Here is a 23,196-nt window from a genome sequence, read left to right as displayed (position 1 = left end):
GACACTCGCGGCATAGACTGTTCCGGTGGCGAAATCGACTGAGAAAACGTGGTTCGGCCGGGTGTTCCGCTCAGCGGAGTCCAGCGCGCCGGACCATGTGAGTTCGGAACAGATTTCCGACGATGTCCCGAGAGCGCTCCGTATTGCCGGGGCGTGGTCGTGGCGTCTCCTCGTCATCGGTGCAGCGCTCACAGCGGTCATTTTCCTCATCGTCCAACTGCGGCTCATCGTCATCCCGCTGTTCATCGGGGTGCTGGTGTCAGCGCTCCTCACCCCGTTCATCTCTTTCCTCACCAAGCACCGCTGGCCACGGGGGCTGGCGATCGCCACGGGCATCCTCGGAACCGTCGCGATCGTCGGTGGACTGCTGTGGCTCGCGATCTGGCAGATCACAAGCGATTTCACCGAGGTTCGCGCCCGCACCGTCTCCTCCTTCGAAGAGCTGAAGACTGCCCTGCTGGAGTCACCCCTTCACCTCACCGAAACCCAGATCAACGACTTCATAGCGGATGCCGTCTCCGCGGTCCAGAATGACGGGCAGGCACTGCTCAGCGGGGCACTCTCTCTCGGGTCAACGCTGGGACACGTCGCAACGGGATTGTTCCTCGCGCTGTTCTGCCTCCTCTTCGTCCTCATCGATGGACGCGGGATCTGGGCCTGGCTCGTGCGCCTCATGCCGAAGAAGGCCCAGCCCGCGATCGACGGAGCGGGACAGGCGGGCTGGTTCACTCTGACGAACTATGCGCGCACGCAGATCCTCGTCGCGTCGATCGATGCCGTCGGCATCGGACTGGGTGCGTTCCTCCTCGGAGTCCCGCTCGCCATTCCCATCGGTGTCTTCGTGTTCCTCGGCGCGTTCGTGCCGATCGTCGGTGCCGTGGTCACCGGGATCGTTGCGGTGTTCATCGCGCTCGTCTACAACGGATGGGTTGTCGCCCTCCTGATGCTCGGCGTCGTCCTCCTCGTCCAGCAACTCGAGGGTCATGTGCTGCAGCCCCTGCTCATGGGTGCCGCCGTCAAGGTGCACCCTCTCGCCGTCGTTCTCGTCGTCGCCGCCGGAACGCTCGTCGCCGGCATCCCCGGAGCATTGTTCGCTGTACCGGTGGCCGCTGTCATCAATGTGATGTTCCGCTACATCTCGTCCGGCGCCTGGCGCGCTGTCACACCACCATCGCCGCTCGCGATCGGAGACGTGATCTGGCGAACAGTTCCGAGTGCCCGATACACCCGGAAGGCCGCGGGAGCAGCGCCCGCGGTGCCGAGCCCCAACCCTAAGGGAACACCGAATGACTGATGCCGCGCCCTCGGGCCCCACCCTGGAACAGTTCGAGACGGCGCGGACCGTCGTGTCGCGAGTCGCCCAGGAGACCCCGACCGAGAGCTCACGTTACCTGGCAGAACTCCTCGGCGCCGATGTCTATCTCAAGTGCGAGAACCTGCAACGGACGGGGTCATACAAGATTCGCGGCGCGTATAACCGCATGGCTCAGCTCACCGACGCCGAACGGGCGCGCGGTGTTGTCGCCGCATCAGCAGGAAACCACGCACAGGGAGTGGCCTTCGCTGCACGGGAACTCGGGATCGCGTCGACGATCTTCATGCCCATCGGAGTTCCCCTGCCCAAGCTGCAGGCGACCAAGGCATACGGCGCGCAGGTGGTGCTCCGCGGCCACACCGTCGCCGAACCGCTCCTTGCCGCCGCAGCGTACGCCGAAGAAACGGGTGCGATCTTCATTCCGCCGTTCGATCACGAAGACGTCATCGTCGGTCAGGGCACCCTCGGACTCGAGATCTGGGATGCCGTTCCCGACGTTGAGACGGTCATCGTTCCCATCGGCGGTGGCGGCCTCATCGCCGGGGTCGCTTCGGCCATGAAACTGCGTGCAGCCGCGGCTGGGCGCACCATCCGGGTGATCGGCGTCCAGGCCGCGAACGCCGCTGCCTACCCGGCTTCGCTCGCCTCAGGTATCGCGACCGAGGTTCCCGTGCAGGCAACCATCGCTGATGGAATAGCCGTCGGCAAACCCGGCACCCTGAACTTCGAAATCATCCGGGACGTCGTCGACGACGTCGTCACGGTGTCCGAGGACGACATCGCCAAGGCTCTGCTGGTCCTGCTCGAACGGGCGAAGCTCGTTGTCGAACCGGCCGGCGCCGTCGGCGTCGCGGCGATCCTCGCTGGCGAAATCGAGCCGAGCGGCCCGACGGTGGTCATCCTCTCCGGCGGCAACATCGATCCACTCCTGATGCAGCGCGTGATCAGCCACGGCCTCGCGGCATCCGACCGCTACCTCACCCTCCGTATCCCGCTGCCTGACCGTCCCGGACAACTGGCCCGCACGGCAGAACTCGTCGCCCAGGCCAACGCCAACGTCATCGAGGTACTCCACACCCGTCACGGCCACGGCCTCAAGATCGGAGAAGTGGAACTCGAACTCAGCGTCGAGACACGAGGGCCTGAGCACCGCGACCTCGTCGTGGAGACTCTTCGTGCGGCGGGATACGATCCCCGCATCGTCGAGGACTGAGCGTCTCGTAAAAACGGCCCGGCGAGAAACTCACCGGGCCGTTCTTCGCTGCCGAGGTCTACTGACCGGTGTAGGTCTCGACCTTCGTGATCTTCACCGTGATCTCCTTGCCGTTCGGAGCGGTGTACTTCGTGCTCGCGCCAACCTTGAGGCCGAGGATCGCTGCACCGAGCGGGCTCTGCTCGCTGTACACGTCGAGGTCGGAGTTGGAGGCGATCTCCCGGTTACCGAGCAGGAAGACCTCTTCGCCTCCGGCGACGGTCGCGGTGATGACGGTGCCGGACTCGACGACCCCGTGGCTTTCGGGGGCGACACCGACGGTGGCATCCCGGAGAAGCTGGGTCAGCGTGCGGATGCGTGCCTCCTGCTTACCCTGCTCGTCCTTCGCAGCGTGGTATCCGCCGTTCTCCTTGAGGTCGCCCTCTTCGCGAGCCGACTCGATCTTCTTCGCGATCTCCTCGCGCCCGACTGTGGACAACATCTCAAGTTCGCCGGCGAGTCTGTCATAAGCATCCTGGGTCAGGAACGTGACCTGAGTGTCAACAGCCATGGCGAACTCCTTACATAAACGGACGCCCTGACGAGGTGCGTCAGGGCGTATCAAAGCGACCCGGCGTTCGGGTATCAGAGGAGCTTATGCCAACCAGCAGCGATAAATCAAACCCGTCGAGGCGAGTTCCGTCGTCGTGAGGGTCTCGGTGAAGGTGCGCGTTCGCTGATCCGATCCCGGAATCTCGACGACTTTCCACCCCACGATCGCGAAGGTGTCATTGAGAGCCTGGACCGCACAGTAGCTCGTCGTTCCGGGCTCGACGGACAGCTCGAAGGTCACCTCGACCGTGCGGTCGTCGACGACAACGTGCGCGGTATCGCGGACGTCGAGCGCGGCCGGTCCGACCGCGTCGAGCGCCGCCCACACCACCCAGGCGCAGAAGATCGCCGCGAAGATGCCCCCGACGATCCAGGCCACGCGGCGCTGCTTCTTCCTGGCGTCCGACGACCGCCCGTATCGTTCGTCAAGAACGGATGTGTCGTGCCCCGTGTTCGAAACCATCAACCCTCATCCTGCGAACGTTAGTCTGTACAGATAAGGCTAATCGCTTCCCAGCCTCCGCTCTCTCACCGGAAGACCAGATCACCGTGACCCTCCGCATGCTCTCGGTCCACGCGCACCCGGACGACGAGTCCAGCAAAGGTGCAGCGACGAACGCCTACTACCGCTCGCGCGGCGTCGAGGTGATGGTCGTCAGCTGTACAGGCGGCGAACGTGGCGACATCCTCAATCCCGAACTCGAAGCCACGGCGATGGGGGAGCGGGACCTCGCCGGCCTGCGTCGCCGCGAGATGGCCGAGGCCGCCCGCATCATGGACATCCAGCACCGCTGGCTGGGATATACCGATTCCGGAATGCGCCGGGAAGACGGCAGTCTCCCGCTGAATAGTTTCGCCGCGATTCCCGTCGCCGTTTCTGCGGAACCCCTCGTCCGGATCATCCGCGAGTACAAGCCGCAGGTCATGGTCACCTATGACGAAAACGGCGGGTATCCGCACCCCGACCATGTGCGATGCCATGAGGTTTCCGTTGCCGCCTTCGAAGCCGCCGCCGATGCATCCGCCTACCCGGACGCCGGTCCGGCCTGGCAGGTGTCGAAGTTGTACTACGACCACATCTTCAACGCGGAACGCATGCAGGCCAACTTCGACCAGCTGCTCAAGCAGGAGCCGGATTCTCCGCTCGTGGAACAGATGTCGGAGATGCTCTCCTGGATGAAGGAGCGTCCCAATCGCTCGACCACTCATGTACCCGCCGGGGACTTCTTCGAGGTGCGCGACGCAGCACTGCGCGCGCACGCCAGCCAGGTGGCCGCCGACTCCAGTTTCTTCTTCTGGTCCAACGACCTGCAGCGAGCCGCATGGCCGTACGAGGACTTCGAACGGGCGCGCAGCATCGTGCCCCCCATCGCTAACGAGAGCGACTTGTTCGCCGGAATCGAGGACACCGAATGAGCGCCAGCTGGAACACCGTGACGGATGCCGCGTGGCGGCTGGCGACGACACCGTCACCGACACCGTCACTTCAGATCGACCCCAACGACGTGACCCCCGGTCCTGCTGGCTTCTTCATCATCGCGCTCATCGCGGTGGCCGTGTTCCTCATCGTGTTCGACATGCAGCGCCGGATTCGTCGCGTCAATCATCGCGCCGAGATTCGTGATCGGTTGCAGGCGGAACTGGACGAGCGTGACGGCGTAGCGTCCAGCACCGACACCGATGGGGATCCCGGAACCGATCCGCGCCAGGGCGACCGTCCGCTCTGACAGCGGTCAGCGCAGCAGGCGGCGCATCTCCAGTTCGTTCCGTGTCGGGTCGAGGTTGTACGGAATCGCGTGCCCGGTCAGCTCGTATCCGCGGCGTCGGTAGTACGCGATCGCGCGCGAGTTGTCCTCGTGCACCTGGAGGGTGAGGCTGTCCGCCTGCCCGCGTGCCCAGTCCTCGATCGCGTCGAGGAGAGCATCCGTCACGCCTGCCTCCCTGCCGCGGGAGCCGGGCGAGACGAAGACCCCGACGAGTAGCGGGCCGCCGACATCGATGCGATCGACGAACCCGCTCATGGTGCCCACCCACGCACCGGACGAATCGACGGCGACCAACTGAATACTCTCTGGTGTTGAGCCGCGGTTGGCTCGCATCCGCCAGGTCTCTTCGGTCAGTTGTTCAGCGGCTTCGACGGTCTCCATGAAGGCGATCGGGGTGTCACGGAGCATTTCGAGCCGGAGATCCCGGACCCGGTGCCAGTCATCTTCGGTGGGAGAGAGAATCGTCACGCCGCTCATCCGGGAACTCTCTCGGTGGGTCGTCGCGGTACCCCGGCCGCGTCGAGCGCGCGGCGGAACTTCCGGGCCGCTGCCCCGCCCGCGGCCTCCGCCGCGACGAAGCCGTCCGGCCGAATGAGATAGAACCATCCCGGGACGAGCCGGGTGTTCCCCGTGCTCTCGAACTGGTGCACCGGCAGCGACACGAAACTGCGAACCCGGATGGCGTCTCGCGCGGCGACAGGACCGTACACGTGAACCTGCCACTCGAGGCTTCGAAGCACGTCGAAGTTCGTCCCCGTCCACGGCAGGCGCCTGCCGACCACGGAGCCCCGCCGTCCGGTCCGCCGAGCTTCCTCGCTCATCCAGTAGTGAATCCGGACCTGCGAGACATACTCGAAAAGTCGCGGCGCTCCAGGCAGCCGCGGCAGCAGCCGCACGGCGACCGGGAGGACGAGCGGCAGGAGGCGGCGGCGAATGAACACTGCCCTCCGAGCACTGCTCGTGACTGCGCCGAATGCCCGGTCCGTCGTCGACGTGAGGCGCAGCGCGACCGGTCGCCTCTCAGCGTCGTACTGGTTCAGGGTTGCGGGCGGGTAGTCGTGCCGCAGCACGTTTGCCAGCTTGAGCGCGAGGTTGTGGGCGTCTTGAAGTCCGGTGTTCATTCCCTGCGCTCCGACCGGCGAGTGTACGTGCCCGGCATCGCCGGCGAGGAACACCCTGCCTTCACGGAACGTTGCGGCCACCCGATGCGAGATCCGGTAGGTCGAGAACCACGACGTCGAGTCGTATTCCACCCCGAAAACGGCAGCGAGTCTCGCGCGGGCCTCCGGCTCGGTCACCGCTTCCTGTGATCCGGTCAACCGGATCGTCCCGAGCACGCGAACATGCCCGCCAGGGCCCATCGGGAAGGTGACGAGGAAGTCCTCCGTGCCGAGACGGACGTTGATGCGGTCGGCGGGGAGCCCGCTCACGCCGTGTGCATCCGCCACATAGAAGATGTGCTCGTTGGTGATTCCCTCGAAGGGGATGCCCGTCCGCTTGCGTACGAACGACGATGCGCCATCCGCACCGACACAGTACGCGGCGTGAACTGCCTCGCGACCCCCCGGCCCCTCGACGACGGCATCGATCCCCGAGCGGCTGTGGTCGAGGCCCGTGATCGAGTGACCCCAGAGAACGGTCACGCCAAGGGCCGTCAGCCGGTCGGTGAGGATGCGCTCGGTCCGCGACTGTTCCAGCACATGGATGCCGGGGAACGGCGAGACCACGGCGCCGAGTCGGCCGATCGGCACCGTCCCGAACGATCGGCGTTCGAACCCCGGACTCACGGCGGACGCCGTTGTGGCGAGGGAGAGAAACTCATCGACGATGCCGAGCTGGTCGAGAATCTCGAGGGTCCGCGCCTGGATGCCGAGAGCGCGGGACTCGCGGGTCGGGCCGAGCTTGCGGTCCACCACGAGAACGTCCACGCCGAGCGACGCAAGCGCGACAGCGAGCAGGAGGCCGGTCGGACCGGCCCCTGCAACGAGCACGTCGGTCGACCGCGCGGGTGGCGCATTCACACCCCCATGCTGGCACGCTCCGCCGAAGGGCGATAGGAAGTCTGATCGACTTAAACTGATCGAGCGGTGCGGATGCGCCGGAAGGAGAGAGAACCATGCCACTGACCGGCGAATACGAACCGAGCACGAGCACCTGGGCCAGGAATCAGGTCGAAGAATACGAGGCATCAGGCGGCACCCGAGCGACGACGCTTCACGGCCGCCCCGTCATCGTCCTCACCACGCTCGGCGCCAAGAGCGGCAAACTCCGCAAGACCGCACTCATGCGGGTGGAGCACGACGGCGAATACGCGATCGTTGCGTCGCTGGGAGGCGCACCGAAGCATCCGGTCTGGTACTTCAACATCCTCGCTCATCCGCATGTCGAGCTGCAGGATGAAACCGAGCGGCACGACTACACGGCCCGTGAAGTGTTCGGAGACGAGAAGGCCGTGTGGTGGGAACGTGCCGTTGAGGCATACCCGCCGTACGCGGACTACCAAGGATTACGGAAGTCTGTCGGTCTGTAACTCTGTAATTCTCCAGCGAAAGGCAACATGTTCCGCGGCACTTCTCACTCATTCGGTCGGCATTCTGTAGCACCGGGCGGGTTGGGAACGACGGGGGAGGGGGACGCAGCCGACCGGCACGGAGGCCGGCCGCTGATCGAGCCGCAGTGCGGCGCAGTAGAGCCTTTTCATTTTTCACCTTTCTGGCCGGTCATCGTAGCTCCCACCGTGCCTGCGTTCGCAGATTCTCGGACGCGCCCTACGGGCTTATTTCGCCCGAGATTCGGCGCACTCCAGCACTCTCGGTCGCTTTCGATTTCTCTCGCCAGAAGGGCAAAAAAATTGTTGGTGGAGGGATAGGAACATGAGTGAAACAGTCACGGTTTACAGCAAGCCCAACTGCGTCCAGTGCACCGGGACCTATCGTTTCCTCGACAACGCAGGAATCGAATACCGGGTCGTCGACCTGAACGAAACACCAAGCGCACTTGAGTACGTCACCGAGGATCTCGGGTACTCACAGGCACCCGTCGTCGTCGTAGATGACCACAACCACTGGTCGGGGTTGCGCCCAGACAAGATCGCCGCGCTGGCCGCAGCGATGAAAACCACCTAGACCGAGCACCGCAGACAGGGAAGAAGCAATGTCCACACGAACCGTCACCGGGAATCTGGCCGCCGACCCAGAAGTAGTGCAGGCCGGCAATATCCAGATCACGAAGCTCCGAATCATCGAGAACACCGGCGACTACCGCCAAGGCAAGTGGCAGGCCCACCCGGATGCCACCACCCACTTTGTGGAAGCGAAGTTCGAGTTGGGAGAGAACGTCGCAGCAACACTCCACAAGGGAGACCCGGTAATCGTCGTCGGCCGCGAACGCACCACCAGCTGGGGGAGCGACGGCTCCAAGCAGTACGGGCGGATCATCGAAGCAGACAACGTCGGTGTCGACCTCAGCCGTGCAACCGCCCAGGTGCGGCGCACCGGAAAGGGCGCGAGAAGCGCTGAGAGCGCCGGGGGTGCCCCAAAGTGGAACGTCGCACCCATCGGCCAGGGCGCGAGCGAAAATGACGCCTCGAGCGGATTCGTCGGGTTCGGCGGGGATATCACTGCCGAATTGGCAAACGCCCGTGCGCAGCTCGCCAGCGCCCAGGCCCTCAACGACTACGAAGCCATCACTTACTGGACCCGCGCGATCGTCGACCTCGACCGCGCCGACGAGGGACGCGGCTAACGCCAACCGCCTAACCCCCAAGCCAGCCCCCGGCCGTCCTCTCCCGGCCGGGGGCTTCACTTCGTCCTAAACAGCAATTCGAACATATGTTCTAGTTGATAGATGGGCACCAACAAGCGTTACGCGGTTCAATACGACAAGCTCATGAAGCGCCGCGTAACTGAGGTGCTCATCAAGCCGAAGCCGGTGAGTCTCTCGGCCGCGGAGATCGACGCTGAACACGACCCGGTGATCGCAGCTCAAAAGCCGATACCGGTGCGTGCCTGGGCGCGCTACCCGGAGACACCGGCGAGGGTCGAGGGGCGGGCGATCGCCTGGACTACCCGGGCCGTGCAGATCGAGTGGGAGGACAGCGGGGGAGTGACTCAGCGAGCCTGGGTATGGGCCTCGGCCGTCGACAAGCTCTGATTTACCGGATTCTCTATAGTCGCTATACATCTGGAGCGAGCAATGAAGGTCATCGTCACTATCCGTCAAGAAGAAACTAGGCACCTTGAGGCTGAGGGGAACGATTATGCTTCGGTCCGCGCAGCTGCGGAGGCGATGGTTCCCGAAGGCTGGGAGATCATCGCCTACCGCGCATACGGCTAGCGCCGAGGCTCACGGGGTTTCTGATCGTCACCCCCGTTTCGTTCCTTGCGGAGCCGCTCGATGAAACGCTTGAGCAGGATGATGATCCTGGCCCGCGCTGAAGCGCGGCGGTACAGCGTCCACAGCTCGTAAAGCAGGTTGATCAGTTCGTAGAGGTCGTGCGGGGTGAGATCCATTGGGTTCTTTCGTTCGGCTACAGAGGACTGCTGAGTTCCTTCTCTTTTCTGATACGCCGCTGGAGAGCGATTGATCAGGGTTCCGGGTGACTCGGCAGTTCTTCTATGCGGCAACTTGGTCGGCAGCTGCGCAGCCAGGTGTCGGAGGTCCGGCGTAGCCTCGGCCTCACCTCGAAAAGGGAGTCACCGATGAGCAATCTCCTCCTGGGCGACCAGTCCTGGCACCGGATCCCGAACGCGCTTCGGAAGTACGACGCTGCTCCTCGAGGGAAGCTGGAATCACGCACGACGGCCGTGCTCCACAACGCCCTCGCCTATCTGCCGAGCCTCCAGCGCTACGTGTTGAAGCAGTTCCAGCTCGATCCAGAACTACATCTCCTCTGGCGCCGGGGTGGTCACGGTGAGGGCGATATCGCGGGATGCACAACGACCAGCAGGCGCGCCCTCGGCTTCGTTGAGACCAAAGGAGAGAAAACACAGATCTCGCACGGAAGGTCCTGCCCGCAACAATGTGGGAAGACGCTCTACCAATTCGCGCATATGGCACACGGTGGCCTGCCAATCATCGTCGTCGCTCCTAGCCAGGTGATCCGCAAGAACGAGCGCGCCTGGCGCACCGTGTACGACCTCCCAGAGCGCGCGACCCTCCTAAGCTTCGCTGCCATGGCTGAAGCGATTGAGATCGCGCTCAACGTCGACGGCGCGCCTGAGTATTCGTTTGTCGATGCGATGCTCGACGTAGAGGAGATCACACTGCCGGCGGCGTAGCTCAGGACGAATCAGAGTGGGTCTGTCACCACCGAATTCGACCTGTGGATACAGCTCCATCCACGTATTGATTGCCAACGTTCCGTAGTGGTCGTAATTCTGTCCTGACACCATCGAGCCGAAGCACTCTTATCACCTGTGAGGATGACCCGTGATCGGCGTGATTACGCCGATCTCACAATCAAATTCGGCCTTCCAGCATCCTCTAGGTGTCGGATGCGGACGCCACAATGGGTTGAAGGCGCTGTAACCCAACCAGAAATTGAGCGAGGTTGGGGGGAAATCAGAATCCGGCACATAAGACGGGACGCCGAACAAAGTTCTGCAGCCCCTCAATAACCGAAAGGGATCGGATGGATACCGCTGGAAATAACCAGGACGCCCAGCGCGTCGGGTTTTCCAGCGTGCCCGTAGAACAGGGGGAGGCAGCACCGGCTGAACCCGGATGGCTGACTCAATTCGAGAAGCTTTCGCCGGCCGAGAACCTGGCTCGGCTCGATACCGACCGTCAGCTGGTCGAGGAGCTCCGTGCCCAGAATTTTTCAGGCCTCCACTGGAACTACTACGCCACCGAGCTTGCGAAATATGGATTGGCGGTGCTCACAGGTTGGACCATGCGCGGTCTCATCTTTGATCGAGTGAAGAAGTACTCATTTGGTGGCCTGCCGCAACCCATAGACGACGCGCTGAGAGATCACCAAACCGCTGAGTCTTTGGCAGGGGAAGTGGTCGCTATCTCACTTCGTGCCTTCCGCGAGAGAGTACTGATTCCAGGCAAGTGGGATCCCTCGAAGGGCGCATCAATCAAGACTTTCTTCATCGGCCAGTGTCTGATGCAGTTCCCCAACATCTACCGCAAGTGGCATACCGAGACTTACGACCAAGCCAGCATGCGAGCTGAGAGCATCAATGATGACGAGAACTTTGACGAGGATCTGCTCGCCAACGGCGAAGATGTTGCGGTCACGGTGACCATCCAATCGGAGATCGATCGTGCACTGGAGGCGGTCAAAGACCCGCGAGCAAAAAAGGCCTACGTGCTGGCGGCCGCAGGGCACACTCACGAAGAGATCGGCCAGCACCTGGAGATGACACCGAAAGCTGTTGAGCGGATGCTTCATTACGAACGTTCAAAACGGAGACAAAAAGGAGAACTGGCATGACGAGTTTCAAAGCGCGAGTTGAGCAATCCTCCATCGGCACCCCTATGAGCCAAGCTGCTCGCCGCACCGTGAGCACGAGAACCGCTGCCGAGATCGTGAAGAAGGCCAATACTTCGGGCCAAATTACTGTCCGCAAAAATCCCCCCAAAAAACTTGGGGGGAAATGAAAGTCGAGCACATATAGCTAGTCGCAAGCGCATTAGCGAGTGTGTACAACTACAAATAAAAAAAGGCCGACCCGCTGTAACGGGTCGACCTGCAAGTCCTGAGATTAGACAGTCCTTGTGACGAAGACTGACTATACCGGAGTCCCCAGCTGTTACGGAATAGCTCTCCTCCTCAGGCAAAACCCCTGAGGAAGGAGGTTTAGACATGGCAAACATCCGCCGCGTGCGCATCCGCACCAAGCCCGTCATTGTCCGAGTCACGGTCACCACGACCACTCGCCGTATCAAGTAACAGCCGGGGAGGTCCTACCTGGACCTCCCCATAACTCCGAAGGAGCCCAATCATGGGACGCACTGTCAATCGCAGCGCAAGAACTGGAAAGTTCGTATCCAAGGCGACCGCTAAGCGTTCGCCAGCCAAAACAACAACTGAACGCGTCGGGAAGGGCACGAGCAATGCTCGCGCTGTGAACCGCTCCGCGTCGACGGGAAAGTTCGTAACGGCTCGCACCGCCAAGAACAACCCGGGAGGCACAATCACCCAGCGCGTCTAGCAGGGTGAGCGAGAAGGGCCGGCACTTCCGACTGCCGGCCCTTCTTGTTGCTCAATGCTCCGAACCTTCCCCTGTGGATACAGGCCTTCGCTCTGCGTGCGGCCGCTAGCCTCAGAAAATGGCCAGAGTGACCAAGCTAGGCGACGGTGAGTACGACGACGAGCCGACCAGCGATTCGGTCCCTGGCGGAGGATTGGATGACTACCCTCGACTCCGAGATCCACCGGCTGTAACACTTCAGAACCGGGAGTACGCGCGATCCGCGACGCTCAGGAACTTCGTGAAGATTTGCCCCGGAACGGGCGCCGTGGCGGCAAGGGGTCCCCGCGGTCGTACTTAGGACTCCGGAGCCAAAAGCGCGTCTCTCCAGGGAATGAAACCGGATGTACCCTCGGCATCTGATCGCATAACCCGTTCCCTCGATCCAGGCATAGATGTTGGCCAGCTAGGGACTTCTCCTCGAATGGGAAAACTGCCCGATACGGGATTGAGTATTCGGTCCAGCGTCCTGCCTCGGTCTTCACATGACCGTCACCCTGAACGATCTGACACCGGGGGCAGATTGGGGCTACGTACTGAACCTTCTTCTCTCTACTCGTCCGTCGATCAAAACGAACTGGGGCCGCCAAGCCACTCTTCCCGACCGTTGGATTGTGGGTAGCGAGACGGAGCTTGTCGTCGACGACGGCGATATAGAAGCCGAGTTTGCCGGCGTACTCAGGTTGGAACTTTCCCGTCTTAAGCTCGACGACGACATAGCGGAGCTGGACGACGTGGAAGAACAATAGGTCGAGGTAGAAGTCATCGCCACCCACGTCGAAGTGCACCTGGCGACCGACGAACGCGAAGCCGGCGCCGAGCTCCCGCAGTGTTTCGACAATACGATCCATCAGTGACTGTTCCAGATCCCGCTCGGCGGCATGGTCGGTCAGCTCGAGAAAGTCGAAGACATAGGGATCCCTCGCGATCTGCTGCGCGAGTTCCGACTCGGCAGCAGGGAGCTGCCTGGTGAAGTTGGAAGGACCCGATCCGATCCGGTCGTGAGTGCGGTTCATGATCTGGTTCATCAGCACGTTCCGGGACCACCCGTGTTGGACGGCGGCCGCGGCATACCAGTCGCGCGTCGCGGGGTCATCAAGTTTGTCGATCAGGACCATGACATGGCCCCAGGGCAATTTCCCAGCAGCCTGCTGGGAAATTGGAGCTGGTCCCGGCCATGCGACGGCGAATGCTCGCATGTACTGAAGATTAGACGCCGAAAACCCCTTCATCTGAGGGAACTCCACGCGAAGATCTTCGGCCATACGGCGGATCACCCCGCTCCCCCACCCTGCCTGACCCTGCTGGTCAAGAATCTCGTTCCCGAGTTCCCAATACAGCTCAATCAGTTCAGTGTTGACCACACGCTGCGCCCTGACCTGCGCGTCCCGGACACGAGTCTTCAACGCACCGAGGAACTCGGCATATCCGTTCGGAAGGGCAAGAGCAGCATCGATGGCCATGTTCTCTATTCTCTGCGACGCCTCAGCCATCGCGTTCCGCACCGACCTGGTCGGCCCCGGCCGTCAGCTGGTCAACCGGTCGCGGGGGCAGATGCCGGTACAGGCTGGACCGGGTGATGCCAGATTTGGCCACGATCTCGGGCATTGTCAAACCGGTGTCCCGCAAGTGCGCCGCATAGGCGAGCTTGGCCGGGTCGACCACCGAGGGCCGGCCAACCTGTCGGCCTTTGCTCACGGCGACGGCGCGGGCATGAGCGGCGCGTTCGATCGCGTAGGTGCGCTCCATTTGACCGAACAACGCGAGCATTACGACCGCGAGTTGGGACATAGGATCCTCCGGATTGGCCGAGTCCACTCGGATCGGATCGGCTAAGTTCCGAACCCCGACACCGCGCTCCTTCAGCTCGTAGATCAAGTTCAGGGTGTCACGCACGGTACGGCCCAGCCGGTCCAGGGTGTGCACAACGATGACGTCCCCGTCGCGGGCGTAGTCGAGCGCGGCAGTGAGCCCAGGGCGATTCGTCGTCGCACCGGATTTCTTGTCGACATAAATTCGACCCGACGGGATTCCGATCGCGCCCAGGGCGTCGAGCTGACGATCGAGATCTTGTTTCGCCGTCGAGACGCGCGCGTAGCCGATGTCCATCACCCGAACGTACCGGAAGTCACATTCGTACCCGGCTAAAGAAACACCCTCTTGAACCCGATTTCTGGAATACCAAAAGGCAGCCCAGCGCAAAAATTCAAGGACCTAAGCGGGGCGTCCCATTACCAAGGAACTGAGACGCTGCCCTTGGAGTGGCTCAACGCTGCAAGTTGTGCAGAGGACTTCTGACATCCAGTGCAGACGACTTCGGAAAATGACACGTCCGTGAAAGATACCTGAGTGAGATTCTCATGCGGGCGGGTCATCTGCGACTCCCAGACGGGGGAGAATCGTCAGGTCCGTGCCGCTTGGGGCGTGCCCTGCTCAGGGTCCGGTTTGCGAACAGCTGGGGATTTGATCGCGACTCCTAGCGCTCCTAGTCCCAGTCGATCATCGCGCCGCTGATGAAATTGTTAATCAAGCGTTCGATGAAGATCACAACCTCCTCGCGACCGACCGCGTAGCCGGTGGGGTGGCCGCACCGGTTTCGGGTGTTCAGTGCATCGTCCAAGATACTTCGAGCATTCTTGTTGAATACGCCTGCGTCTTCGCATATCAGGAAGAAGTTCTTGTCATTGACGTAAAGCAGGTCGTTCTTCTTACTGATCTTTCGGTAACCGTTGGACTTCTCAAACCTCTTGAAGTTCTCAACCTCGATGAGCTTGAAACCGGATTGATGGCCCTCAATCACCGAGTAGATATGCTCGATCGTTGCGGCCCAAACCATGAGTACAGCCCCGCGATATGCACTTGCCTCGTAACAATCGATGGCTTCTTCAAGATACTGCCGGTAGTTGCCTGGAGCGTTCGCCGCGGACTCCCGGAGCGAGTGGAGGGCCTGCGCGGGTGCTTGGCGTGCGATATCCGAAACAGGAAGACGGTACGCCTCTTGGAATTCCCGGAGCCGTTCGAGGTTATAGACCCAGTCCTCACTCGCCGTCATCTGCGATGGGCTTGTCTAGTACGTAGCGAGCCATGTTCTTGAAGATTTCGCGAACGGTGTCGGAGGTCGCATCTGCGGCGATATGAATCTCGACATTCACGTGAACGCTGGGGCTCGTCGAGACGGAGAGCGAGGGGGTGGGAGCGAAAGCCTCGGCCGATGGAAGGACGGTCTGGATACTCGATGCCCGCGTGGGTGCTTCAGGGGTCGCAGGAGCGGGACTGTCCGGCTCATCCTCGGCGTCGTCTGTCGCCGAGGGTGCTGTCACACCGTTGACGAGTGAATCGACACCACTTGCTGCGAACGAGACCCGAGTCTCCTTGCCGCCGCGTCCCACGGTGAAGGAGCCGAGTCCCGCGCCGTCGACGATCCGCCCAAAGCAGACCGCTCCATCCTTGAGCGTCGAACCCTGCCGGGCGCCGAGGGTGTCAGCGTGAGACGCCTCCCAGTACTGACCAATCTCGGCCGCTGTCGCTTCCGACCTGCTTCCGTAATGCACCCACTCCAGCGTGGCACGGTACAGCTCTACCGAATCAAGTACCTCTCGAAGAGCCGCCTGAGGATCGCTATTGAACAGCTGCCCCCGTTCCGTGGCTCGAAGATTCCCTCCATCGCGGAGGATGAGGCCGAACTCCACTATCGCGCCGACCTTCCGGTCATCGAGCGACCCGAGCGCCTTCTCAATCTTCGACTGTTCGACCCATCCGATCTGTTTGCCGAGATAGCCGAGCAGCTTCTGGATATCTTCGACCGAGGTCTTGACGGGAACCATCTATTTCCTCCTTGAAAGGGCGCTTACGCCACGATATCGCCGAGGGGGCAGGCCGACGCTTGTGCAAATGTCCCCAGTTCGCGCGGTCCGTTGTCCCAGAGTGTCTTTTCGAGCGATCCGTCGGCATGGCCCCGCTTCCGAGTCCTCGGAGGTCCCGCTGATTGTGTTCACCGCAAGGAGCGTCGGAGGACTTAAGTACTCTGGCGCCATGACCCGAGCACCCTTCTGTCCCGCAGACGCTCGAGTGGAGTAGGTCCGATAGTCCGCCGTGCAGCGCTAAACACAAAATCCGGATCGTGCATGGAACGCGCCGGACGTGCTTCCCCCCTTGCTGCGTTCCGCCGCACAGCGGTGCCTCGCACGCCTCCATGCCGAAACCGCACGGACGCAGCCATCTAGCTCTATGCCGAAACCGCACGGACGCAGCCATCTAGCTCTATGCTTTCGCTCATGACAGCTTCCATAGTTGCCGCATCACCGGGTCATCGTGAAAGCCTCTTACCGCTGGAACAAGAGTTTTTTCCTGAAGCAGGCGCAGACGGGGGCTTTGTATTCGACGGCCCCGCCGTTGACCCTCTTCTCGCTCAGCGAAAGGCGTCTGCCCCCGTTGCATCGGTAGATAGCCAAGTAGCGGGATTCGCGTTCGCCCAGCCCTGGGCACCCAGGAACTTTCCGCGCGACCTATACACAGATTTCATACTGAGTTACGTTGCAGTAGCTCGCGAGCAACAGAATCAAGGGATCGGTTCCCAGCTCGTTCGGTGGGTTGAGGCAGACGTTCGGGGCCGAGGAAGCAACCTCATACTTGCACACGTTCCGGCTCACCTCGAGACGTTTTATAGCGGGCTCGGATGGACGGTCTTGCCTGAGCGCACGGGCCTCGGGTGGACCCAAAATGGTGCGGATGTACCGATCAAGGCGGACAGCCCCGACGATGATCCGCGCTGGAGTCGACTCGCTTACATCGCTCTGCGGCCAGAAAAGGTAGAAACTTTCACATTCGTCGTGAATACAACGAAGCCAGTGCTCGACGCAGCGCGCCGCCTTGCGGAGCTAGCTCGCAACGATTCGGAATTGAGGGCATCACTGCCCGCCATCGTCACAGCACAAATCGGCGTATTTGGTGCACCAGTGCGCGGGGCGTTCGGTCAAATCGTCTAGCGCCAGCTCATGCCAGTCAGCTGTTGACTAGATCTTCATATCCGCCTCTTTCAATCGTCCGGACCATCCGTGATTAGCGACCTCGCTTCCCCTTGCTCTTCTGACCCTTAGAACGGCTCCTGAAGACTCGACTCATCTCGCGTTTCATTTGTGTCGGAGCGGCTCCCATCCCCAAAAGCTGGTGATTTGTAAAGTGATGTGACCCTGGAGGTTCAAGATGCTCAAGCCGCGAGCGCATGTGATGATCACTGTGAAGGCGTCACCGGAGCCGTCGAAGACTTATGGGGACACGGTTTGTGTGGCGGGCGTGTGGCTTCGCGACGGCAGTCCTGAATGGGTTCGGATCTACCCGGTCGCCTTTCGGCATCTGCAAAGTGAACAACAATTCAGGAAGTACGAGGTGATCGAGGTGGACCTGACGCGGTCGCCCTCTGATACCCGTCATGAGAGCTACAGGCCAAATTGGGAAACGCTTCGGAGACAAAGTGCTAAACCCCTCACCACGAAAGCACGTGGGCCGATCCTGGAACAGCTCATCGGGCCGACCATGTGTGATCTCCGCAAGGGAGTCGAGCAAGACTTGACCGCTCAGTCGCTCGGGTTAGTAGAGGTAGCGGAGATGCGGCCGCTTATATTTGAGAAGCACGGGCCGTGGACTCCGAAGCAAGTGCAGGCCATGACCAGCTTCATGAGTCAGCCTGAACTCTTTGGAGAAGTCGACGACTCGCCTGAGCTGGTGCCGCCGCGGTACAAGGTCAAGTACAAATATAAATGTGCTTCAGCTGCATGTTCGAATTGGCATGAGCAACGCATCTTGGACTGGGAGTTGAACGCGCTACAACATCACAACCGCCATGCTAGCGACGCCGATTTGCGATCTCTGATCTCGACGAAGTTTTACGACGAAATGTGGAACGCGAAAGTGCGGACCTATTTCTTTGTGGGGAATTTCGCTGACATCGCTAAACGGCGGAGTTACTCCGTGCTTGGTGTTTACAAGCCGCCACGCGAATCCGATTGGGGATCTACTTTGTTCTAGGCCTTGGCCAGCTCGCGAGTTGATGCGGCCGCAAGAACGATTTCGCGATGACATGTGGACTGGTCTGCTTCAAAACACAAAAGCGCTACAAGCCCGTCTCCGGCGAGGTGCAAGACGCGGTCAAGTCCAGCCTGCGCCGGCGTGGATTCCAAGATCTCTTCGAAGCGCATGCGCGCGTCACGACCGGATTGTGCGTCGCCATCGGCGAAGCCGTCACGGTTATCTCGAGGGTTACCCAGCGCCGGAATGTGCTCGTAACCGATTCCTGCCGTGGCTAGAGTTTCCCTCAATGCGTTCTTCGACATCCCTCGCTTTCGAGAAATGGGATTGAGGCGCACGTCTACCACTGTAAGAACCTCTCGAAGGCGAAGCCGCGCGAGCAACCCTTGGATATCGAGTCCTTCATAGCCGATGCCAATCACGTTGATGCCCATGGGTCCTAAGTCTCCCATGGGCTGCCGTCTCTTCCGCTGATAGCTCGAAACGCATCGCGCTCACGATTTGAAACCGGACCGTGGCGGTCCCTCGATGCCACGCGTCACCCAGTGAGAGAACGACATAGTCTCATCGCCTCTTGGGACGATGTCGCGTTGAGGGTTCCTCGACGAGGCTGCTCTATCTAGCAGGGAGACCGGCTGAGCGTCCGGCTCAAGGGATTGCCGATCGTGGCGACTTTTTGGGCACCCGGGATGGGCGCCCTTCTTGTCAGTGTCAGATCATTGAGCTGAGATCTGACCCGATTGTTGGGTAAGTGGCGGTCGTCGATTTCATTTGACGGGTGGTTAGGCCGTGTTTCATGGCCATGCTGATGGTGTTCGCGAGTTCGGCGTATCCGGCTCCGAAAAGGTGCGCGCCGACTATACGGTCATTTGATCTATCTACCAGGATCTTGGTCGCGCCGGAGGTTTCGCCGATCCGATAGTTCGAGTACCACTGGCTGGTATCGGTGTATCGAACGTCCACGTCGAGGCCGCTGTCTCTTGCCTCGTGTTCGAGCATGCCGAGGCGGACGAGCTCGGGAATCGTGAAGACTGCTGTCGGAATGGCGGCGTAGTCCGGAGCCATGGAGTCGGATTTCAGCATGTTGGACGCTGCAACTTTCGCTTCGATCACGGCCACCGGGGTCAGTGGCATGCCCGCGGTGTCCGCGGAATCGCCGGCTGCGTAGACATCAGCATTCGTGGTGCTTTGCAGATGGCCGGCGACGTCGACACCATGTCCGTTGTACGCCACTCCGCCGGTCTCCAGATTCAAGCGGGACAGGTCCGGGGTCCGTCCGGCACCGTGGACGACGAGATCCGCGTCTATGGTTGCTGGGCCGCCGGCGCCGTCTACGTGTACCCGATACCCGCTACCGGTTTGCTCGACTCGAGTGATGCTCGTTCGGCGCTGTACTTCGATGCCGACGTCGGAGCCGCGGTTGATCAGCAGCTCGACAAGGTCCGCGTCGAAAGCCTTCAGCGGCCGTGCACCACGATCGATGATGGTCGGGACGCTTCCTGCGCGGGCGGCGATATGGGCGAACTCGAATGAGACGAAACCGCCGCCAACGAAGACGATCCGGGAAGGAAGTTTCTCTAAGTTCAAAAAGTCGGTGCTGTCAATCAGGTACTCCTGACCAGGGAAGTCGAGGGGACTGGGCGTGGCGCCGGAGGCGATGAGGATCTTCGAGGCTTTGTGGGTGGTCCCCGAGATGTCGATGTGTGTGGGACCGGTGAAAGTAGCCGTCCCGTGGAGAGTGTTCACGCCGCGCGCGTTAAGGTTCTCTTCCATGCTGTGTGGGACGGGATCAGTGAATCCGTGTTTATGTTTCATCAGCTCGCCCCAGTTGATGGCTAGCGTCCCGTTATCGACTCCCTTGTCGCGCATGAGCCGAGCACTTTCTACTACTTCAGCGCCGCGGCGCAGGATCTTCTTCGGGTCACATCCGCGCAGAGCGCACGTGCCGCCGTAGGGAAGTTCGTCGACGATCGCGACACGCCAGCCTTGCGAGGAGCATTTGGTTGCCGCAGCGATTCCCGCCATCCCGGCACCGATTACCAGCAGGTCATAGTCATCAGTCATCTCAAAAGCTTTCTCTCACTCATGTCATCCGGTGGGGCTTGTTGGTTTTGCTTGCAGGGAGGACTGGCGCTGAACGGCAGTCGAACTGTTCGCCGACATCCGGCGGCCGGCATCACGAGGAGGGCAGAGCCGCCCTGATCTGCTCGATGGTGGGAGCGCCGGCGGGTCCGTCGTCAGTCATGTACCTGCGGCACGCCAGGCCGACCGGCGGGGACGCATTAGCGAACACATCGACTCCATCAATCAGGATGCTGGGAGAACCGCGGAATCCTACTCGCTCGGCCTCTTCTACCGTGTCGACCCTCTGACGCGTCAGGGCAATGTCGAGTCGTTCCGCAGCGAGCAGCATGAGCCGCTCATCAGCGATCTTCCAGTTGGGGCAGCCGTCGAAGTATTGCAGCGTGATATCCATACAGTCGACCGTAAACCTTGCAGCGTGATACAAGGTCAAGGGTAAAGTGAAACCGTGCTCATCGGAGAAGTTGCCGCTATGACCGGCGTAGACAGTCAAACCATCCGATTCTACGAACGTCAGGGCCTGTTACCGGCCCCGCAGCGCGAACCTAACGGATACCGAAGGTACGACAGCGTTGTGATCAGTCGGTTGCAATTCGTTCGAGCCGCCCAAGCTGCCGGCCTCACTCTGGCCGAGATTGCCGGCATCCTCCGCCTTCGCGATGTCGGGGAGACTCCCTGCGCGCACGTCTCACTCCTCCTTCACCGAAAGCTCGACGACGTCCGGGCGCGTCAACGCGAGCTTGCCGCCCTCGCCGCGGAACTTGAGCAAGTCATCGATACCAGTCAGAACCTCGATCCAACTGACTGCGTCGACGCAAATATCTGTCACATCATCGCTACTTCCACCGGTGCTCCGAAGGCAGCCCAGCTGTTGGAGGCGATCGAGGATCGTGGCTAGTGAACCAACCGTCTTATGCTCCTGTTGCGGGCGGGACCGGTCCCGACGAAAAGTTCATGCGCTCAGTGGGAGCGGCACCTATATCTGTCGACGGTGCGCGTTCTGGATAGCGACTCGTTTCCGGATTGGCCGCTGAAGGTTCCCTCCTTGGAGAGGCTGTAGATCGTGTCGCTGCTCCGCGCGAATGCGTGGGGGTCGAACCGTGGACGACGAACCCAGTGCGATTCAGTCACCAGCGTCCTGACTCAATACACCCAGCCGCTGGCATCCGTCTGTCACAGGCGACGGCATGGTCGACCGCTTGCCGCTGTGCAGGCGAGCGTTCACCGCATGCTCCCAGACAACCGTGGCGGCGGCCCATAAACTGGAAGGACTCCGGCATATGCGTGCGCATAGAGGTTTGCTGGGAGCATCCCCAGAGATGAGAGGCCCCTGTGACCCCCCGAAGCGATTCCTCCAGCACCAGGAGTGGCAACCCCGCTCGGCAGTTGACCATCAAGGAGCAGCGCGCCGAGCAGCGTGCAGCGAAGGTGGAGTCGTACAAGAAGGAGCGCGCCAGGAAGGCCCGCAATAAGAAGATCGGCATCATCTCGGCAATCATCGGTGGCGTGGCAATCGTGGCCCTCCTCGTGACCTCACTGGTGCTCACGATGCCGAAGAATCCGACCTACTCGGCCGGTGGGTCGGGGGCTGATGTCGAAGGCGTGGAGAGCTTTGAGAACACTGCCAACCACGTCGAAGGCGCCGTCGAGTACGCCCAGACGCCACCAGCCGGAGGCGAACACAACCCCGCATGGCTGAACTGCGGCATCTACAGCGAACCGCAGACGAATGAGAACGCCGTTCACTCACTCGAGCACGGCGCGATCTGGGTCACCTACGACCCGTCCATCTCGGAGGAGGAGCTCACGACTCTGAGGTCGACGTTGCCCTCCACGTACGTGATCCTCTCGCCGTTCGAGGATCTCCCTTCAAAGATTGTGCTGAGCGGTTGGAACGTTCAGCTGCAGGTCGACAAGGCCAGCGACGAGCGCATCCCTGCGTTCATCGAGGAGTACTGGCAGAGCGAGGACGCACCAGAGCCGACGGCGCCGTGCACCGGTGCTCTCGACGGACCGGGCAAGGCGTAGCGTGACGGCCGGTTTCGAGACGGATGCCGCGGCGTCCGCGGGAGTACCGGCCGACGAGTCCCGGCGCCGGTCCCCGGTCGTACTGATCCTGCTGGCGGCCGTCGCGATCGTTGTCGTCGGTGTCGTGGCGTTCTCGGGCGGTCGGCTGTCGACCCTGCAAAATCCGACGCCGACGGCGAACAGCGCCGAGGCCGGCTTCTCGCGCGACATGCAGACCCACCACAACCAAGGTGTCGAACTCGCGTTCATCACCCGTGATCTGACGGACGATGACGAGGTCAGGCTGATGGCATACGACATCGCAACGACGCAGGGCGCACAGTCAGGAATGATGCGTGGGTGGCTCGCGGCGTGGGGTTTGAAGCAGGCCTCGTCTGAACAGTCGATGACGTGGATGACCCGGCCGACGCTCGAGGGGGAAGGTCATGGTCACGGGAGCGGAGACAATGCACACAAGCCAGGAGACCCGATGCCCGGGCTCGCGACCCCCGAGCAGATCGTAGAACTGAAGACGCTCGAGGGCGTCGCCGCCGAGCGCATGTTCCTCGAGCTGATGGTCGCCCACCACCAGGGTGCGATCGAGATGGCCAAGGCCGTGCTCGACCGCAGCACGAACACGACGGTGCGTGCCTTCGCGACGAATGTCGTCAAGGCCCAGCAGTCCGAGATCGACCTCATGGAGTCGATGCTCGAAGAGCGCCCGGCCCCGTAGTGCCCTGCGACGCCGCGCGCCAACCGTTGCTCGGCCCCACATGGCTGGACCACTCGCCGCGGAGCAGCCGTTCCTGGCAACGCAGCCCCCACCCCCGAACTGCCGTAACTATCGACAGGATCTCGACGCGGAACTCGCACAGTCCTAGATCGACGAACCGTCCGAAGCGATACACCATCAACTAGTTGTACTGCCCAGGGAGGTTGGTTGAATCGGTGTGACGACTCGCTGTAGTTGCTGCGAATGAGGTGAGGACCTCCGGT

At 61.6% G+C, this 23,196-nt stretch carries 29 protein-coding genes and 1 pseudogene; 18 read left to right on the top strand and 12 right to left on the bottom strand.

What is annotated here, in order from left to right:
• Window positions 1-25: 25 nt before the first annotated feature.
• Entirely contained in the window at window positions 26-1,294 is a 1,269-nt protein-coding gene (locus tag D9V29_RS11700; protein ID WP_229790554.1) for an AI-2E family transporter, read from the top strand.
• Complete coding sequence (gene ilvA, locus D9V29_RS11695; protein ID WP_121673512.1) at window positions 1,287-2,528, top strand: threonine ammonia-lyase; 1,242 nt, start codon at window positions 1,287-1,289, stop codon at window positions 2,526-2,528. Before D9V29_RS11700 ends, ilvA begins: the two co-directional genes overlap by 8 nt.
• Window positions 2,529-2,586: 58 nt before the next feature.
• Here ilvA and greA read toward each other — a convergent pair whose 3' ends face one another.
• Both greA and D9V29_RS11685 read right to left on the bottom strand, forming a co-directional pair.
• On the bottom strand, window positions 2,587-3,078 hold the full coding sequence (gene greA, locus D9V29_RS11690; protein WP_121673511.1) for a transcription elongation factor GreA: 492 nt from the start codon (window positions 3,076-3,078) through the stop codon (window positions 2,587-2,589).
• An 84-nt stretch (window positions 3,079-3,162) separates the two neighbouring features.
• Window positions 3,163-3,582, bottom strand: a complete 420-nt coding sequence (locus D9V29_RS11685) for a DUF4307 domain-containing protein (protein WP_121673510.1) — start codon at window positions 3,580-3,582, stop codon at window positions 3,163-3,165.
• Window positions 3,583-3,668: 86 nt separating this feature from the next.
• On the opposite strand from D9V29_RS11685, the gene mca reads away from it, so the two are divergent.
• Both mca and D9V29_RS11675 read left to right on the top strand, forming a co-directional pair.
• The gene (mca, locus tag D9V29_RS11680; protein ID WP_229790555.1) at window positions 3,669-4,535 is read left to right on the top strand and encodes a mycothiol conjugate amidase Mca; all 867 of its coding nucleotides are present in this window, start codon (window positions 3,669-3,671) and stop codon (window positions 4,533-4,535) included.
• Window positions 4,532-4,846 (top strand): hypothetical protein, encoded by a 315-nt coding sequence (locus D9V29_RS11675; RefSeq protein WP_183084998.1) that lies wholly within the window; start codon window positions 4,532-4,534, stop codon window positions 4,844-4,846. Before mca ends, D9V29_RS11675 begins: the two co-directional genes overlap by 4 nt.
• Window positions 4,847-4,852: 6 nt before the next feature.
• On the opposite strand, the gene D9V29_RS11670 is transcribed toward D9V29_RS11675, so the two are convergent.
• Together D9V29_RS11670 and D9V29_RS11665 are read right to left on the bottom strand one after the other, a co-directional pair.
• The gene (locus tag D9V29_RS11670; RefSeq protein ID WP_121673509.1) at window positions 4,853-5,362 is read right to left on the bottom strand and encodes a GNAT family N-acetyltransferase; all 510 of its coding nucleotides are present in this window, start codon (window positions 5,360-5,362) and stop codon (window positions 4,853-4,855) included.
• Window positions 5,359-6,906, bottom strand: coding sequence for an FAD-dependent monooxygenase (locus tag D9V29_RS11665; protein WP_220699951.1), 1,548 nt, complete (start codon window positions 6,904-6,906; stop codon window positions 5,359-5,361). Before D9V29_RS11665 ends, D9V29_RS11670 begins: the two co-directional genes overlap by 4 nt.
• Before the next feature lie 95 nt (window positions 6,907-7,001).
• Between D9V29_RS11665 and D9V29_RS11660 the strand changes: the two genes are divergently transcribed.
• From D9V29_RS11660 to D9V29_RS14970, 5 genes are all read left to right on the top strand, one after another.
• Complete coding sequence (locus D9V29_RS11660) at window positions 7,002-7,415, top strand: nitroreductase family deazaflavin-dependent oxidoreductase (protein ID WP_121673507.1); 414 nt, start codon at window positions 7,002-7,004, stop codon at window positions 7,413-7,415.
• Between the two features lie 343 nt (window positions 7,416-7,758).
• Window positions 7,759-8,010, top strand: a complete 252-nt coding sequence (gene nrdH / locus D9V29_RS11655) for a glutaredoxin-like protein NrdH (RefSeq protein ID WP_121673506.1) — start codon at window positions 7,759-7,761, stop codon at window positions 8,008-8,010.
• Between the two features lie 28 nt (window positions 8,011-8,038).
• Window positions 8,039-8,629, top strand: a complete 591-nt coding sequence (locus D9V29_RS11650; RefSeq protein WP_121673505.1) for a single-stranded DNA-binding protein — start codon at window positions 8,039-8,041, stop codon at window positions 8,627-8,629.
• Window positions 8,630-8,731: 102 nt separating this feature from the next.
• Window positions 8,732-9,037 carry a hypothetical protein gene (locus tag D9V29_RS11645; RefSeq protein WP_121673504.1) on the top strand — a complete coding sequence of 102 codons (306 nt, stop codon included), beginning with the start codon at window positions 8,732-8,734 and terminating at the stop codon, window positions 9,035-9,037.
• Window positions 9,038-9,079: 42 nt separating this feature from the next.
• Entirely contained in the window at window positions 9,080-9,220 is a 141-nt protein-coding gene (locus D9V29_RS14970; protein ID WP_183084997.1) for a hypothetical protein, read from the top strand.
• On the opposite strand, the gene D9V29_RS11640 is transcribed toward D9V29_RS14970, so the two are convergent.
• The gene (locus D9V29_RS11640) at window positions 9,217-9,396 is read right to left on the bottom strand and encodes a hypothetical protein (RefSeq protein ID WP_121673503.1); all 180 of its coding nucleotides are present in this window, start codon (window positions 9,394-9,396) and stop codon (window positions 9,217-9,219) included. The two genes, D9V29_RS14970 and D9V29_RS11640, sit on opposite strands and share 4 nt — an antisense overlap.
• Window positions 9,397-9,585: 189 nt before the next feature.
• On the opposite strand from D9V29_RS11640, the gene D9V29_RS11635 reads away from it, so the two are divergent.
• The 3 genes from D9V29_RS11635 to D9V29_RS14965 all read left to right on the top strand — a co-directional run bounded on the left by D9V29_RS11635 (window position 9,586) and on the right by D9V29_RS14965 (window position 11,494).
• Entirely contained in the window at window positions 9,586-10,164 is a 579-nt protein-coding gene (locus D9V29_RS11635; protein ID WP_121673502.1) for a hypothetical protein, read from the top strand.
• Between the two features lie 353 nt (window positions 10,165-10,517).
• Window positions 10,518-11,327: a sigma-70 RNA polymerase sigma factor region 4 domain-containing protein gene (locus D9V29_RS11630; protein WP_121673501.1), complete on the top strand. Its 810-nt coding sequence runs from the start codon at window positions 10,518-10,520 to the stop codon at window positions 11,325-11,327.
• A complete protein-coding gene (locus D9V29_RS14965; protein ID WP_183084996.1) occupies window positions 11,324-11,494 on the top strand; it encodes a hypothetical protein in 171 nt (56 codons plus the stop codon). The genes D9V29_RS11630 and D9V29_RS14965 overlap by 4 nt, the downstream gene beginning before the upstream one ends.
• 823 nt (window positions 11,495-12,317) lie before the next feature.
• Here the strand turns inward: D9V29_RS14965 and D9V29_RS11620 are convergent.
• From D9V29_RS11620 to D9V29_RS11605, 4 genes are all read right to left on the bottom strand, one after another.
• Entirely contained in the window at window positions 12,318-13,580 is a 1,263-nt protein-coding gene (locus D9V29_RS11620; protein ID WP_229790556.1) for a PDDEXK nuclease domain-containing protein, read from the bottom strand.
• The gene (locus tag D9V29_RS11615) at window positions 13,573-14,196 is read right to left on the bottom strand and encodes a recombinase family protein (protein WP_121673499.1); all 624 of its coding nucleotides are present in this window, start codon (window positions 14,194-14,196) and stop codon (window positions 13,573-13,575) included. The genes D9V29_RS11620 and D9V29_RS11615 overlap by 8 nt, the downstream gene beginning before the upstream one ends.
• Window positions 14,197-14,572: 376 nt before the next feature.
• Window positions 14,573-15,139 carry a hypothetical protein gene (locus D9V29_RS11610; protein ID WP_121673498.1) on the bottom strand — a complete coding sequence of 189 codons (567 nt, stop codon included), beginning with the start codon at window positions 15,137-15,139 and terminating at the stop codon, window positions 14,573-14,575.
• Window positions 15,126-15,911: a hypothetical protein gene (locus D9V29_RS11605; RefSeq protein ID WP_121673497.1), complete on the bottom strand. Its 786-nt coding sequence runs from the start codon at window positions 15,909-15,911 to the stop codon at window positions 15,126-15,128. The genes D9V29_RS11610 and D9V29_RS11605 overlap by 14 nt, the downstream gene beginning before the upstream one ends.
• A 438-nt stretch (window positions 15,912-16,349) precedes the next feature.
• Between D9V29_RS11605 and D9V29_RS15245 the strand changes: the two are divergent.
• The 3 genes and pseudogenes from D9V29_RS15245 to D9V29_RS11595 all read left to right on the top strand — a co-directional run.
• Window positions 16,350-16,757: pseudogene (locus D9V29_RS15245) on the top strand (GNAT family N-acetyltransferase); the annotation flags it as partial.
• A 15-nt stretch (window positions 16,758-16,772) separates the two neighbouring features.
• Window positions 16,773-17,072, top strand: a complete 300-nt coding sequence (locus tag D9V29_RS15150) for a hypothetical protein (protein ID WP_229790557.1) — start codon at window positions 16,773-16,775, stop codon at window positions 17,070-17,072.
• 217 nt (window positions 17,073-17,289) lie between these two features.
• On the top strand, window positions 17,290-18,111 hold the full coding sequence (locus D9V29_RS11595) for a DUF8757 domain-containing protein (RefSeq protein ID WP_121673495.1): 822 nt from the start codon (window positions 17,290-17,292) through the stop codon (window positions 18,109-18,111).
• On the opposite strand, the gene D9V29_RS11590 is transcribed toward D9V29_RS11595, so the two are convergent.
• The 3 genes from D9V29_RS11590 to D9V29_RS11580 all read right to left on the bottom strand — a co-directional run bounded on the left by D9V29_RS11590 (window position 18,108) and on the right by D9V29_RS11580 (window position 20,587).
• The gene (locus D9V29_RS11590) at window positions 18,108-18,545 is read right to left on the bottom strand and encodes a DUF488 domain-containing protein (RefSeq protein WP_220699950.1); all 438 of its coding nucleotides are present in this window, start codon (window positions 18,543-18,545) and stop codon (window positions 18,108-18,110) included. The genes D9V29_RS11595 and D9V29_RS11590 overlap by 4 nt on opposite strands.
• A 277-nt stretch (window positions 18,546-18,822) precedes the next feature.
• Entirely contained in the window at window positions 18,823-20,175 is a 1,353-nt protein-coding gene (locus D9V29_RS11585) for a dihydrolipoyl dehydrogenase family protein (RefSeq protein ID WP_121673493.1), read from the bottom strand.
• Window positions 20,176-20,287: 112 nt separating this feature from the next.
• A complete protein-coding gene (locus tag D9V29_RS11580) occupies window positions 20,288-20,587 on the bottom strand; it encodes a thioredoxin domain-containing protein (protein ID WP_121673492.1) in 300 nt (99 codons plus the stop codon).
• A gap of 54 nt (window positions 20,588-20,641) precedes the next feature.
• Here D9V29_RS11580 and D9V29_RS11575 point away from each other — a divergent pair, with 54 nt between their 5' ends.
• The 3 genes from D9V29_RS11575 to D9V29_RS11565 all read left to right on the top strand — a co-directional run bounded on the left by D9V29_RS11575 (window position 20,642) and on the right by D9V29_RS11565 (window position 22,933).
• Window positions 20,642-21,091: a heavy metal-responsive transcriptional regulator gene (locus tag D9V29_RS11575; protein ID WP_121673491.1), complete on the top strand. Its 450-nt coding sequence runs from the start codon at window positions 20,642-20,644 to the stop codon at window positions 21,089-21,091.
• Window positions 21,092-21,525: 434 nt separating this feature from the next.
• Window positions 21,526-22,221: a thioredoxin-like domain-containing protein gene (locus D9V29_RS11570; protein ID WP_121673490.1), complete on the top strand. Its 696-nt coding sequence runs from the start codon at window positions 21,526-21,528 to the stop codon at window positions 22,219-22,221.
• A gap of 1 nt (window position 22,222) precedes the next feature.
• Window positions 22,223-22,933 carry a DUF305 domain-containing protein gene (locus D9V29_RS11565; RefSeq protein WP_121673489.1) on the top strand — a complete coding sequence of 237 codons (711 nt, stop codon included), beginning with the start codon at window positions 22,223-22,225 and terminating at the stop codon, window positions 22,931-22,933.
• Window positions 22,934-23,196 lie beyond the last annotated feature (263 nt).

The sequence above is a fragment of the Mycetocola manganoxydans genome, from assembly GCF_003667545.1.
GTDB lineage: Bacteria > Actinomycetota > Actinomycetes > Actinomycetales > Microbacteriaceae > Mycetocola_A > Mycetocola_A manganoxydans.
Note: the sequence above shows the minus strand (reverse complement) of the source record. Positions and strands in the feature narration are given on the sequence as shown.